Genomic DNA, 12290 nt, shown 5'->3' with positions numbered 1-12290 from the left:
TCCCTCGTCAAGGCTTACTTGGAGTAGAGCTCAACGACCAGTTGTTCGTTAATTTCAGCAGATAGATCAGAACGGTCCGGAATGCGCTTTAGCTTACCCTTCATTGCTTTAGGATCCACTTCCACCCAGTCAACGAATCCATATTGTCCCTGCAACTCCAGGGCCCCCTGAATTCTGACCTGCTTTTTAGCCTTCTCACGGATTGTAACTTCGTCTTCCGCGTTAACTTTAAAGGAAGGCACATTAACAATTTTACCGTTGACCTCGATCGCTTTATGGCTGACGAGTTGGCGGGCTTCAGCACGTGTGGCGCCGAATCCCATACGGTAGACAATATTGTCCAGTCGTGTCTCAAGGAGCTGCAGCAGATTTTCACCTGTTGCGCCCTTGTTCTGTGCAGCAGCCTTATAGTAGTTACGGAACTGCTTTTCCATTACACCGTAGATACGACGTACTTTCTGCTTCTCACGTAACTGCAAACCATAGTCAGAAACCCGGCGACGACGGTCACCCGCCTGTCCTGGTACTTTTTCCATGTTGCACTTGGAGTCAACCGAGCGCACACGACTCTTGAGGAAAAGGTCTGTGCCTTCTCGACGGCTCAGCTTACACTTAGGTCCGATGTACCTTGCCATGATTCAATAACTCCAGTGATTATACGCGGCGCTTTTTAGGAGGACGGCAACCGTTATGAGGTATCGGTGTCACGTCGGAAATACTGGTGATTTTGAAACCAGCATTATTAAGAGATCTAACGGCAGACTCACGTCCAGGCCCCGGACCTTTAACATTGACATCGAGATTCTTGACGCCGTACTCCTTAACCATCTGACCTACACGATCTGCAGCAACCTGTGCTGCAAACGGCGTACTTTTTCTGGAACCACGAAAACCGGAGCCGCCGGCTGTAGCCCACGCTAGGGCATTACCCTGACGGTCGCTTATGGTAATGATGGTATTATTGAAAGAAGCGTGAATATGAGCAACACCGTCGGTGACGCTCTTTCTTACCTTCTTTTTGGTACGGCTACTGGGTTTTGCCATCTTCTGTACCTACAGATTCGAATTAAAATTAATTAACGTTTGATCGGACGACGCGGCCCTTTACGGGTGCGTGCGTTGGTGCGTGTACGCTGTCCACGTAACGGAAGACCGCGACGGTGACGTATACCACGGTTACAACCGAGATCCATCAAGCGTTTTATATTCATGGAGATCTCACGTCGCAGATCGCCTTCAACCGTAAAACGGGATACGATGCCACGAATGGACTCAATTTGGTCTTCACTCAATTCCTGGATTTTGGTACTTGGTTTAATACCAGCCTCTTCACAGATATCACCCGCACGTGAGCGTCCGATACCATAGATAGAGGTCAATGCAATAACTGCATGCTTTCGATCCGGAATGTTGACTCCAGCAATTCGAGCCATCTTTCTAATCTCCTAATGTACCCCCCGAAATTATTCCGAAGGGAAACGCACAATAATACCTCAGGCAACAGACTCTATCAAGTCGTTACCGCGTCATTTTTTAATCAGGTTATCCCTGACGCTGCTTGTGGCGGCCTTCTTTACAGATGACACGCACTACGCCATTACGGCGAACAATCTTACAATTGCGGCAGATTTTTTTAACTGATGCACGCACTTTCATGTTACAGACTCCAAATTAGATTCGGTCAAATCAGCGCAGCAGACCACCGCTGCCACCACCTTTTAAATTGGCCTTTTTCATCAAGCCCTCATACTGGTGTGACATCAAGTGCGCTTGAACCTGCGCCATAAAATCCATCACCACCACCACTATAATCAGTAGCGATGTACCACCGAAGTAGAAAGGTACATTCCAACCGACGATGAGAAACTCTGGCAGCAGGCAGACCAGGGTTATATAAATAGCACCAGCCATTGTTAACCTGGACATAACCCCATCTATATACTTTGCAGTCTGCTCGCCAGGTCTTATACCCGGTATAAAAGCACCTGAACGCTTTAGGTTATCAGCGGTATCACGCGAGTTAAAAACTAACGCCGTATAAAAAAAGCAGAAAAATATGATCGCTGCTGCATAAGCCATGACATAAACAGGCTCTCCTGGTGAGAGCTTTGCGAATATGTCTTGAATCCAGCGCGTTCCCTCAGTATTTCCAAACCACTGCCCTAGTGTTGCTGGGAAAAGAATAATACTGGAGGCAAAAATTGGTGGTATTACGCCAGCCATATTAAGCTTTAAAGGCAAATGGGTACTCTGTGCCGCAAGCATCCTTCGACCTTGCTGGCGCTTTGCATAGTTAATTGTGATACGTCGTTGACCACGTTCAACAAAGACAACAAAAGCGGTAACTGCAATAGCAAGAACAAACAGAAAGAGAATTGTTATCGCATTAAGTTCACCGGTGCGAGCCAGTTCAAGAGTCCCGCCGATTGCAGCAGGCAATCCAGCAACAATACCTGCAAATATGATCATCGAAATACCATTGCCGATACCGCGCTCAGTAATCTGCTCGCCAAGCCACATCAAAAACATAGTGCCAGTTACGAGAGAGACGGCTGCAGTAACCACAAAACCTACACCCTGGTGTACTACGATAGTCTCACCACCAACGGTCTGACTCTGTAGCGCAATCGAGATGCCAACAGCCTGAAATGTAGCTAGTACAACAGTGCCATAGCGAGTGTATTGCGTGATCTTTCTTCGACCAGACTCACCCTCTTTCTTCAACTGCTCCAAGCTAGGGATAACAGCAGACATCAACTGCATGATAATAGAGGCTGAGATATAGGGCATGATACCAAGAGCAAAGAGACTGGCACGTTCAAGAGCACCACCCGAAAACATGTTAAACATGTCCAGAATGGATCCTTGAGCCTGCTCAAACAGAGCAGCAAGTGCCACAGGGTTTACGCCAGGTACAGGTATGAACGTACCAATGCGAAAAACCAAAAGCGCGCCAGCAACAAACAGTAGACGTTGACGTAACTCAGTCAACTGCCCCATGCCACCGAGCGCTCCCATCATTGAACCTTGGTTGGCCATGATCTATTCGACCTTACCACCGGCGGCTTCAATAGCAGCCTTTGCACCCTTAGTCAGGCTGATACCTTTTACTGTAACAGCGCGATCAATGCTTCCAGAGGCGAAGATCTTTGCACGCTTCATTGAGCGGCGGATCAGATTCGCTTTCTTTAGAGCTTCAAGATCTATGACATCACCTTCGATTTTAGCTAACTCACCCAGACGTACCTGAGCAGAAACTATGGAAACTCGAGAGGTAAAACCGATCTTTGGAAGACGGCGTTGCAAAGGCATTTGACCGCCTTCAAATCCGACTTTATGGAAACCACCTGAACGAGACTTTTGACCCTTATGACCACGTCCGCAGGTTTTTCCGAGTCCACTACCGATGCCGCGACCAACGCGTTTGCGTGTAGTCTTGCTTCCCGGTGCTGGCTGAAGAGTATTCAATTTCATCTTAAGACTCCACTACCTTAACCATGTAACTGACCTTGTTAACCATGCCGCGAGTGCAAGGGGTATCTTCAACATCAACTTCGTGATGTATACGACGCAGACCCAGTCCTTTCACACATGCTTTATGACTCGCAAGGCGACCACTTGTGCTACGCACCAGTTTTACCCGCATCATCTTCTTATCAGCCATGTCTTACCCCAGGATATCTTCGACGCTTTTACCCCGTTTAAGGGCAACTGATTCAGCGTCAGCCATTTCGTTAAGGCCGTTAATGGTAGCTCGCACAACATTCATTGGATTGTTTGTGCCGATACACTTTGCCAAGACGTTCTGTACACCCAGCACTTCAAAGACAGCGCGCATCGCGCCACCTGCGATAATGCCGGTACCGTCTGAGGCTGGCTGCATGAATACCTTTGCTGCACCATGTCGACCAACCAGAGGATACTGTAGTGTAGAGCCATTGAGTTTTACGCTAACCATGTTTTTGCGCGCAGTCTCCATAGCTTTCTGGATAGCAACTGGTACCTCTCTAGCCTTACCAGTCCCAAAACCAACTCTACCTTTTCCATCACCAACTACTGTCAGTGCAGAGAAGCCGAATTGACGACCACCTTTGACCACTTTCGCAACCCGGTTAACATTGACGAGCTTTTCTAGTAACTCGTCACCCTCAGGCTTTGCATTAAAATTTGCCATAATCCTAAACCTTTAAAATTGAAGACCGGCTTCACGAGCCGCTTCAGCGAGGGCCTTAACGCGACCGTGGTAACGAAAACCCGAACGATCAAAAGCCACACTTTCAACGCCGGCACTCTTTGCCCGCTCTGCCACAAACTTTCCTACTACTGAGGCTGCTTTGATATTGCCGCTGGCTTTACCGTCGATCTCGCCCAGTACAGCCTTGTCCAGAGTTGAGGCACTGGCTAATACACTCTCACCATCAGGACTTATTACCTGAGCATAAATGTGGCGTGGTGTACGATGAATCGAGAGACGATGAACACCAAGCTCTCTGATCTTTGCTCTGGTACGACGCCCGCGGCGTATACGTGATTGTTTCTTGTCCATCGTTCTACCTATTTCTTCTTGGCTTCTTTACGAACCACATGTTCGTCAGCATATCTGACACCCTTACCCTTGTAAGGCTCAGGTGGGCGGTATGCGCGAATCTCTGCAGCAACTTGGCCAACACGCTGTTTGTCACTACCACTTACTACGATTTCAGTGGCTGAAGGCGTTGCAATACTGATACCCTCCGGAACTGGATAATCGATTGGATGTGAAAAACCAAGATTTAAATTGAGGCTTTTACCACCGGCTTGTGCTCTGTAGCCAACACCGACAAGCTGCAACTTCTTTTCAAATCCCTGGCTAACGCCAGTAACCATATTATTGACCAATGCACGGAAGGTTCCTGCCATGGCCCAAGCTGATTTGGCTTCAGATTTAGGTGCTACATTGAGATTATTGTCTTCTTCTTTGATTGCAATATCAGGATGAAGATTCAGAGCCATTTCACCTTTAGGCCCTTTGACAGAAATCGATTGATCACCCATTTTCACGGTAATACCGGAGGGTAATGCGATAGGACTTTTTGCTACACGTGACATGATTCGACCTCCTATGCAACAAAGGCGATAACTTCACCGCCCTGGCCGAGTTCACGTGCGGCTCGATCTGTCATCACACCTTTAGATGTGGAGATAATCGCAACCCCGAGTCCGGCGCGTACCTTTGGCAGATCATCTCTACCTTTATAAACACGCAGTCCAGGACGGCTGACCCGTTTGATAAGCTCAATTACGGGACGACCCTGAAAATAGCGCAACTCCAAAACCAGTGTTGGTTTAGGGCTATCTTCTTTAACTGAGACTTCTTGGATATAGCCTTCGCTTTTCAAAAGGTTTGCAATTGCTACCTTTTGCTTGGAAGAGGGCAACTCGACAGACGATTTTTTTGCTGCCTGGCCATTTCGTATACGTGTGAGCATATCCGCTATGGGATCTGACATACTCATATTTTAGCTCCTAAGGTCAGTCCGCCTTTATGGCGCGATACCTAACGATTAAACAACCAAGTGCTCAGGGCACTCGGGGTAAGGGCGCAGGATTATACTGTTACCAGCTAGCTTTAACAAGCCCTGGAACATCACCTCTCATTGCCGCTTCGCGCAGTTTATTTCTGCACAAGCCGAATTTACGGTAAACACCGTGAGGACGACCGGTCACCTGGCAGCGATTCCGCTTGCGTGATGGACTAGCATCCCTTGGTAATTTCTGTAATTTATTTACAGCCACTTCAACTTCTTCAAAACTGCTGTTTGGATTCTTGATCACAGCTTTGAGAGCATCACGTTTCGCGGCAAACCGGGAAACTGTACGTGCACGTCTGGTTTCACGTGCGATCATGCTTTTCTTTGCCATATTAAACTCAGTTCTTAAATGGAAACTTAAAGGCTTCCAAGAGCGCACGACCTTCCTCATCAGTACGCGCTGTTGTGGTGATGGTAATATCCAAACCACGAAGCGCGTCGATTTTGTCGTAATCGATCTCAGGAAACATAATCTGTTCTTTGACACCCATTGAGTAGTTTCCTCGACCATCAAATGACTTGTTACTCAAGCCACGAAAGTCACGGATACGGGGTATCGAGATGTTAATCAGTCGATCAAGGAATTCATACATACGCTCTCTGCGCAGTGTCACCTTGCAACCAATTGGCCACCCTTCACGAACCTTGAAACCAGCGATAGATTTTCTGGCATAGGTAATGATAGCCTTTTGACCGGCAATCTTCTCCATGTCACCTACTGCGTGCTCAAGTACCTTTTTATCACCGATTGCCTCACCGACACCCATATTCAGGGTAATCTTAGTGATTTTCGGCACTTCCATGATGCTGTTGAACTGAAACTTATCCATCAGATTCTTGACAACAGTCTCACTATAATATTGCTGTAACCTAGCCATCTCTCATCGTGCCTCAAATGTCGACGACTTCTTGGTTGGATTTAAAAATCCGAACCTTTTTGCCATCTTCGAGAATTTTGAAACCTACCCGATCACCCTTATCAGTTGCCGGGTTATATAAAGCGACATTGGAGATGTGTAACGGCATCTCCTTGTCCAGGATACCTCCAGGTTCACCCTTATTAGGGTTTGGCTTGGTATGCTTTTTTGCCATATTGACGTTTTCGACGACCAAACGGTCATCTGCAAGCGTCTTGACTACTGTACCGCGCTTGCCCTTATCCTTTCCGGTAATGACGATAACTTCGTCACCTTTTTTAATCTTGCTTGCCATTAGTGCTGCCTCACAAAACTTCAGGTGCAAGCGAAATTATTTTCATAAATCGCTCACCCCTTAATTCACGGGTAACGGGACCAAAGATACGTGTACCAATGGGCTGTAACGAACTGTTGAGCAGTACGGCAGCATTGGAATCGAAACGAATCACCGATCCATCAGGTCGACGAACACCTTTTCTGGTGCGTACGACAACCGCATTGTAGACGTCACCTTTCTTAACTTTGCCTCGAGGGATTGCATCTTTGACACTGACTTTAACAATGTCGCCAACGCCGGCATAACGACGGTGAGAACCGCCTAGCACCTTTATGCACTGAACCCGCTTCGCACCGCTGTTGTCAGCAACGTTGAGGTTAGACTGCATCTGAATCATGGTATTGCCCTAATTCCAAATAGTTACGATTGGCACAAACTGCTTAAAAGTCAGCTCGCACGCTCCAGTACCTTCACCAGACGCCAGGTCTTGGTCTTCGACAGTGGACGGCACTGTTCTACCATCACGGTATCACCGGAGTGACACTCATTTGCTTCATCATGAGCGTGAACTTTGGTTGAACGTCTCATGAACTTCCCGTAAACAGGATGCTTCACTCTCCGTTCAACGGTTACTGTGATTGATTTATCCATCGCATCACTGACCACCTGGCCAATCAGTGTACGGTTAGTTGCCTGTTGCTCACTCATGATGCGTCACCCGACTTCTGTTCATTCATCACAGTCTTGATCCGCGCAATATCTTTACGAACTTCATTCATGCGGGATGGACGAGCAAGCTGTCCGGTACCCTGTTGCATGCGCAGGTTGAACTGTTCTTTCAAGAGCTCATCCAGTGTGCTGGTCAACTCTTGTTGCGACTTCGCTCTAATTTCAGATGCTTTCATTACATTACCGTCCTTTTCACGAAAGAGGTCGCTACAGGCAGCTTCGCAGATGCTAGCGCGAACGCTTCGCGTGCGATTTCTTCGGAAATGCCTTCAATTTCATAAAGCATGCGACCAGGTTGGATCTGCGCAACCCAGTACTCCACATTACCCTTACCTTTACCTTGACGTACTTCAAGAGGCTTCTTGGTAATCGGCTTGTCAGGAAAGACCCGAATCCAGATCTTGCCACCACGTTTTACGTGACGGGTGATCGCACGACGTGCTGATTCGATTTGACGCGCGGTAATACGTCCTCTGCCAGTCGACTTTAGACCATATTCACCAAAGGAGACCGAGCTGCCGGCAAACGCCAGCCCACGATTGCGACCTTTGTGCTGTTTGCGAAATTTTGTCCGTTTTGGCTGTAGCATGACTTAAGACCTCTTGCTCGATGCAGCGGGTTTGGTCTCAACTTCAACTTCCTCGCGATCACCGAATACTTCACCTTTGAAGACCCATACCTTGACACCGATGATGCCATAGGTGGTATTGGCTTCAGCAAACCCATAATCAATATCTGCACGCAGGGTGTGCAAAGGAACGCGACCTTCGCGATACCACTCAGAGCGTGCAATTTCAGCGCCGTTCAATCTACCGCCAATATTGACTTTTATACCCTCAGCACCCAAGCGCATGGCGTTCTGTACAGAGCGCTTCATGGCTCGACGGAACATAACGCGACGCTCTAGCTGCTGTGCAATACTCTCCGCAACCAACTGGGCATCCAGTTCAGGCTTACGAATCTCTTCGATACTCATATGTACCGGTATGCCCATCATTGCAGAGATATCGGAACGCAATGCATCGATATCTTCACCTTTCTTACCAATCACCAGTCCTGGACGGGCTGTGTGAACAGTAATATGTGCATTGTTGGCTGGCCGATCGATCTGAATACGGCTGACTGAGGCTTGAGACAACCTCTTTTTCAGATACTCACGCACTTCAAGATCTTTGTTTAAAAGCGTGGCATACTGCTTAGAATCTGCATACCACTTGGACGTCCAGTCTTTAACAATGCCAAGACGTATCCCGGTTGGATGTACTTTCTGACCCATTTCGGCCTCTCTTGCCTTTTACTTTTCTGCAACCGTCACATTAATGTGACTGGTTCGCTTGAGAATTCTGGATGCGCGGCCTTTAGCCCGAGCACGAATACGCTTCATGGTGGGACCTTCGTCAACACTCACGGCCGCAACCTTCAGTTCATCGATATCAGCACCATCATTGTGCTCAGCATTGGCGATAGCGGATTCGAGAACCTTCTTTACCAATACTGCGCCCTTTTTCTTGCTGAACGACAGAATATTAAGCGCCTGCTCTACTGGCAGCCCACGAATTTGGTCAGCAACCAATCTACCTTTTTGAGCCGCAAGACGGGCATGACGTAACTTTGCTGTTGTTTGCATCATATCCCCCTTACTTCGACTTCTTATCTGCGGCATGACCACGATAAGTGCGGGTCAGAGCAAACTCACCCAGTTTATGTCCGACCATATTTTCGGACACCAGTACAGGTACATGCTGTTTGCCGTTATATATAGCGACGGTCAATCCTACCATCTCAGGAAACACGACAGATCTGCGTGACCAGGTTTTGATAGGACGCTTGTTGTTCTGGGCTACCGCTTCGTCCACCTTCTTTACCAGATGGTGGTCAATGAATGGGCCTTTTCTGACTGAACGTGGCACGACTCTAACCCCTAATTATCTATTTACGGTTTCTACCACGAACAATCATCTTGTTCGTGCGCTTGTTGGTGCGGGTCTTATATCCCTTGGTTGGCGTACCCCAAGGAGACACTGGATGTCGTCCGCCAGAAGTACGGCCTTCACCACCACCATGTGGATGATCAACCGGGTTCATGGCAACACCACGTACGGTTGGACGAATACCTTTCCAGCGCGTCGCACCGGCTTTACCCAGTGAGCGTAGGTTATGCTCAGAGTTTGACACCTCACCAATAACTGCTCTGCAGTCGGCGGGTACCTTTCTCATTTCACCAGAACGCAAGCGCAGTGTAGCGTACTCACCCTCGCGAGCTACCAACTGAACAGCTGAACCTGCAGATCGGGCAATTTGCGCACCTTTGCCAGGTTTCATTTCAATACAATGAACAACTGAACCAAGTGGCATGTTTCGCAGTGGGAGACAGTTACCGGTCTTGATTGGTGCGGCTGAACCTGACTCTACGCTATCTCCAACATGCAGATTGTTAGGCGCAATAATGTAATTGCGTTCTCCATCTGCATAGCGAATCAGAGCGATTCGTGCGGTTCGATTAGGATCGTATTCAAGTCTTTCAACGACAGCTGGAATAGCTTCCTTGTTTCGCTTGAAATCGATAATACGATAGCGCTGTTTATGACCACCACCACGATGACGGGTAGTTATACGACCGTTGTTGTTACGACCACCGCTCTTGCTCTTTTTTGCCAGCAGTGGACCATAGGGCGCACCCTTATGGAGCTCTGCATCGACAACCTTGACCACAAACCTGCGGCCTGCAGAGGTCGGTTTTGATTTAACGACTGCCATTATCCCAATCCTGTATTACTTGCTCATGCACCAGCTGCGAAATCGATTTCGCTGCCAGCCTTGAGACGTACATATGCTTTTTTCCAGTCGGAACGTTTGCCATTGATGGCGCCAAAGCGTTTTTGCTTACCTTTGACATTCACCACTTGAACACGCTCGACCTCAACCTCAAACAGCTTTTCAACCGCTTTCGCAATCTCACGCTTGGTAGCGTCAGTTGTTACGCGAAAGGTATATTGAGCGTTTTGGTCTGCAATAATGCTGCTTTTTTCCGAAACCAGCGGACTCAAAAGAACCTTCATGAGACGTTCGTTATTCATGCCAGACGCTCCTCAAGTTTTTTAACCGCGTTCTCGGTAACCAAGATATGCTCATAGGCGACCAGACTTACTGGATCGATCTCTTCTACATCGCGCACATCGACACCATATAGGTTTCGTGACGCCAGATAGAGATTTTCATCCGGGCTTTCAGATACCACGAGGACATCGTTAATATCCAGTCCCTTCAATTTGCCAACCAACTCTTTAGTCTTTGGTTGAGAGATGCTGATCTCATCGACCACCACCAGTCTCTCCTGGCGATTGAGCTCCGACAATATTGATCGAATTGCACCACGGTACATCTTACGATTAACCTTCTGTGCATAACTGCGAGGGGCGGCAGCAAAGTTGACACCACCACTGCGCCAAATCGGGCTACGGCTAGTACCTGCACGGGCACGGCCAGTACCTTTCTGACGAAATGGCTTGGCACCACCACCTCTCACTGCAGCACGATTCTTTTGTGCTTTAGTTCCAGCACGCGCTGCAGACATATAAGCAGTAACTACTTGATGTATCAGCGTCTGCTTGAATTCTGCGCCGAAGACATCATCAGATACCTGCATTGTCTGAGATCCAGCGGCTGTCTTTACGTTGAGATCCATTACTGTCACCCTTTATTCTTCATCTTCACAGCAGGCGTAACGATTACGTCACCCCCTCTGGAGCCCGGTACTGAACCTTTAACCAAGAGCAGATTACGCTCTGCGTCAACACGAACAATTTCAAGGTTCTGCTGGCAGCGCTGTGCCGCACCCATGTGACCTGCCATCTTCTTGCCTTTGAAGACACGACCAGGGGTTTGACATTGTCCAATCGAACCAGGAGCACGATGAGACAGTGAGTTACCATGGGTCGCATCCTGCATATGGAAGTTGTGACGTTTCACACCACCCTGAAAACCTTTACCCTGAGTCTTACCGCGAACATCAACGATCTGGCCAGCTTCAAAAAGGTCAGCTTTAATCTCGCTACCTACTTCGATGCCTTCTACATCAGATGATTGAGCGCGAAACTCCCACATGTTACGTCCAGCCTCGACACCTGCTTTCGCGTAGTGTCCGGCAGCTGGCTTACTTACCCGTGACGCTTTACGCGCACCGGTAGTAATCTGAATAGCAAGATACCCATCGGCATCTTCAGACTTCAGCTGTGTAACACGGTTGGGTTCAACCTCTATAACCGTAACAGGCACGGAATCACCTTGTTCGGTAAATACTCGGGTCATTCCTGCCTTCCGGCCGACTACTCCAATCGCCATCGTTCTTAACCTCAGTTCAGTTTGATCTGCACGTCGACGCCGGCAGCCAAATCGAGCTTCATTAACGCATCCACAGTCTTATCAGTCGGCTCGACAATATCGAGTAGACGCTTATGGGTGCGTATCTCATACTGATCTCGCGCATCTTTATTGACATGCGGTGAAATCAGAATGGTATATCGCTCATTCTTAGTCGGCAGTGGAATCGGGCCACGCACGTGCGCGCCTGTCCGCTTAGCGGTCTCCACAATCTCGCGTGCAGATTGATCAATCAGACGATGATCAAATGCTTTGAGACGAATTCGTATTCTCTGGTTAGCCATTATCTATTACTCGATAATCTTGGATACCACACCGGCACCCACTGTCCGACCACCTTCGCGGATCGCAAAACGCAGACCCTCTTCCATCGCGATCGGTGCTATCAGTTTTACAACCATCTTCACATTATCTCCG

At 48.3% G+C, this 12290-nt stretch carries 27 protein-coding genes; all 27 read right to left on the bottom strand.

All coding sequences use genetic code 11. The features are described from left to right. Positions 1–14: 14 nt before the first annotated feature. Positions 15–635: a 30S ribosomal protein S4 gene (rpsD, locus tag AC4IFB_RS16690; RefSeq protein ID WP_490776159.1), complete on the bottom strand. Its 621-nt coding sequence runs from the start codon at positions 633–635 to the stop codon at positions 15–17. A 19-nt stretch (positions 636–654) separates the two neighbouring features. Next, positions 655–1044 (bottom strand): 30S ribosomal protein S11, encoded by a 390-nt coding sequence (rpsK, locus tag AC4IFB_RS16685; RefSeq protein ID WP_490776158.1) that lies wholly within the window; start codon positions 1042–1044, stop codon positions 655–657. A 32-nt stretch (positions 1045–1076) separates the two neighbouring features. Then, positions 1077–1433, bottom strand: coding sequence for a 30S ribosomal protein S13 (rpsM, locus tag AC4IFB_RS16680; RefSeq protein ID WP_490776157.1), 357 nt, complete (start codon positions 1431–1433; stop codon positions 1077–1079). A 109-nt stretch (positions 1434–1542) separates the two neighbouring features. Then, positions 1543–1656, bottom strand: a complete 114-nt coding sequence (rpmJ, locus tag AC4IFB_RS16675) for a 50S ribosomal protein L36 (RefSeq protein WP_071891793.1) — start codon at positions 1654–1656, stop codon at positions 1543–1545. A 30-nt stretch (positions 1657–1686) separates the two neighbouring features. After that, a complete protein-coding gene (secY, locus tag AC4IFB_RS16670; protein WP_490776156.1) occupies positions 1687–3039 on the bottom strand; it encodes a preprotein translocase subunit SecY in 1353 nt (450 codons plus the stop codon). Between the two features lie 3 nt (positions 3040–3042). Further along, on the bottom strand, positions 3043–3474 hold the full coding sequence (gene rplO / locus AC4IFB_RS16665; protein ID WP_490776155.1) for a 50S ribosomal protein L15: 432 nt from the start codon (positions 3472–3474) through the stop codon (positions 3043–3045). A gap of 1 nt (position 3475) precedes the next feature. Then, positions 3476–3664, bottom strand: a complete 189-nt coding sequence (gene rpmD / locus AC4IFB_RS16660; RefSeq protein WP_490776154.1) for a 50S ribosomal protein L30 — start codon at positions 3662–3664, stop codon at positions 3476–3478. Positions 3665–3667: 3 nt separating this feature from the next. Further along, entirely contained in the window at positions 3668–4174 is a 507-nt protein-coding gene (gene rpsE / locus AC4IFB_RS16655; protein WP_490776153.1) for a 30S ribosomal protein S5, read from the bottom strand. 12 nt (positions 4175–4186) lie between these two features. Continuing rightward, positions 4187–4546: a 50S ribosomal protein L18 gene (gene rplR / locus AC4IFB_RS16650; protein WP_490776152.1), complete on the bottom strand. Its 360-nt coding sequence runs from the start codon at positions 4544–4546 to the stop codon at positions 4187–4189. Between the two features lie 8 nt (positions 4547–4554). Beyond that, entirely contained in the window at positions 4555–5088 is a 534-nt protein-coding gene (gene rplF / locus AC4IFB_RS16645) for a 50S ribosomal protein L6 (protein WP_490776151.1), read from the bottom strand. 11 nt (positions 5089–5099) lie between these two features. Next, positions 5100–5495 (bottom strand): 30S ribosomal protein S8, encoded by a 396-nt coding sequence (gene rpsH, locus AC4IFB_RS16640; RefSeq protein ID WP_490776150.1) that lies wholly within the window; start codon positions 5493–5495, stop codon positions 5100–5102. A 100-nt stretch (positions 5496–5595) separates the two neighbouring features. Beyond that, positions 5596–5901, bottom strand: a complete 306-nt coding sequence (gene rpsN / locus AC4IFB_RS16635; protein ID WP_490776149.1) for a 30S ribosomal protein S14 — start codon at positions 5899–5901, stop codon at positions 5596–5598. A gap of 7 nt (positions 5902–5908) precedes the next feature. After that, positions 5909–6448 (bottom strand): 50S ribosomal protein L5, encoded by a 540-nt coding sequence (gene rplE / locus AC4IFB_RS16630; RefSeq protein WP_490776148.1) that lies wholly within the window; start codon positions 6446–6448, stop codon positions 5909–5911. Positions 6449–6461: 13 nt separating this feature from the next. After that, positions 6462–6782, bottom strand: coding sequence for a 50S ribosomal protein L24 (gene rplX / locus AC4IFB_RS16625; protein WP_490776147.1), 321 nt, complete (start codon positions 6780–6782; stop codon positions 6462–6464). A 10-nt stretch (positions 6783–6792) separates the two neighbouring features. Continuing rightward, positions 6793–7161, bottom strand: coding sequence for a 50S ribosomal protein L14 (gene rplN, locus AC4IFB_RS16620; RefSeq protein WP_490776146.1), 369 nt, complete (start codon positions 7159–7161; stop codon positions 6793–6795). A gap of 50 nt (positions 7162–7211) precedes the next feature. After that, positions 7212–7472: a 30S ribosomal protein S17 gene (gene rpsQ / locus AC4IFB_RS16615; protein ID WP_490776145.1), complete on the bottom strand. Its 261-nt coding sequence runs from the start codon at positions 7470–7472 to the stop codon at positions 7212–7214. Further along, positions 7469–7669 (bottom strand): 50S ribosomal protein L29, encoded by a 201-nt coding sequence (rpmC, locus tag AC4IFB_RS16610; protein WP_490776144.1) that lies wholly within the window; start codon positions 7667–7669, stop codon positions 7469–7471. Before rpmC ends, rpsQ begins: the two co-directional genes overlap by 4 nt. After that, positions 7669–8082 (bottom strand): 50S ribosomal protein L16, encoded by a 414-nt coding sequence (rplP, locus tag AC4IFB_RS16605; RefSeq protein ID WP_490776143.1) that lies wholly within the window; start codon positions 8080–8082, stop codon positions 7669–7671. The genes rpmC and rplP overlap by 1 nt, the downstream gene beginning before the upstream one ends. Positions 8083–8085: 3 nt before the next feature. Then, positions 8086–8769 (bottom strand): 30S ribosomal protein S3, encoded by a 684-nt coding sequence (rpsC, locus tag AC4IFB_RS16600; RefSeq protein WP_490776142.1) that lies wholly within the window; start codon positions 8767–8769, stop codon positions 8086–8088. Between the two features lie 18 nt (positions 8770–8787). Beyond that, entirely contained in the window at positions 8788–9120 is a 333-nt protein-coding gene (rplV, locus tag AC4IFB_RS16595; RefSeq protein ID WP_490776185.1) for a 50S ribosomal protein L22, read from the bottom strand. Between the two features lie 10 nt (positions 9121–9130). After that, complete coding sequence (gene rpsS / locus AC4IFB_RS16590) at positions 9131–9403, bottom strand: 30S ribosomal protein S19 (RefSeq protein WP_490776141.1); 273 nt, start codon at positions 9401–9403, stop codon at positions 9131–9133. A gap of 19 nt (positions 9404–9422) precedes the next feature. Next, entirely contained in the window at positions 9423–10250 is an 828-nt protein-coding gene (rplB, locus tag AC4IFB_RS16585) for a 50S ribosomal protein L2 (RefSeq protein WP_490776140.1), read from the bottom strand. A 23-nt stretch (positions 10251–10273) separates the two neighbouring features. Then, positions 10274–10570, bottom strand: a complete 297-nt coding sequence (gene rplW, locus AC4IFB_RS16580) for a 50S ribosomal protein L23 (RefSeq protein WP_490776139.1) — start codon at positions 10568–10570, stop codon at positions 10274–10276. Then, positions 10567–11178 carry a 50S ribosomal protein L4 gene (gene rplD / locus AC4IFB_RS16575; protein ID WP_490776138.1) on the bottom strand — a complete coding sequence of 204 codons (612 nt, stop codon included), beginning with the start codon at positions 11176–11178 and terminating at the stop codon, positions 10567–10569. The genes rplW and rplD overlap by 4 nt, the downstream gene beginning before the upstream one ends. A 5-nt stretch (positions 11179–11183) precedes the next feature. Next, the gene (gene rplC / locus AC4IFB_RS16570; RefSeq protein ID WP_490776137.1) at positions 11184–11834 is read right to left on the bottom strand and encodes a 50S ribosomal protein L3; all 651 of its coding nucleotides are present in this window, start codon (positions 11832–11834) and stop codon (positions 11184–11186) included. Positions 11835–11845: 11 nt separating this feature from the next. Then, positions 11846–12157 carry a 30S ribosomal protein S10 gene (gene rpsJ, locus AC4IFB_RS16565; RefSeq protein WP_069122444.1) on the bottom strand — a complete coding sequence of 104 codons (312 nt, stop codon included), beginning with the start codon at positions 12155–12157 and terminating at the stop codon, positions 11846–11848. 6 nt (positions 12158–12163) lie between these two features. After that, positions 12164–12290, bottom strand: a 127-nt coding sequence (locus AC4IFB_RS16560) for an EF-Tu C-terminal domain-related protein (protein ID WP_490776184.1), incomplete at its 5' end; no start/stop codon positions are given.

This window comes from Candidatus Thiodiazotropha sp. AKIB8, from assembly GCF_058244675.1.
This window is presented reverse-complemented; position numbering and strand designations above follow the sequence as displayed.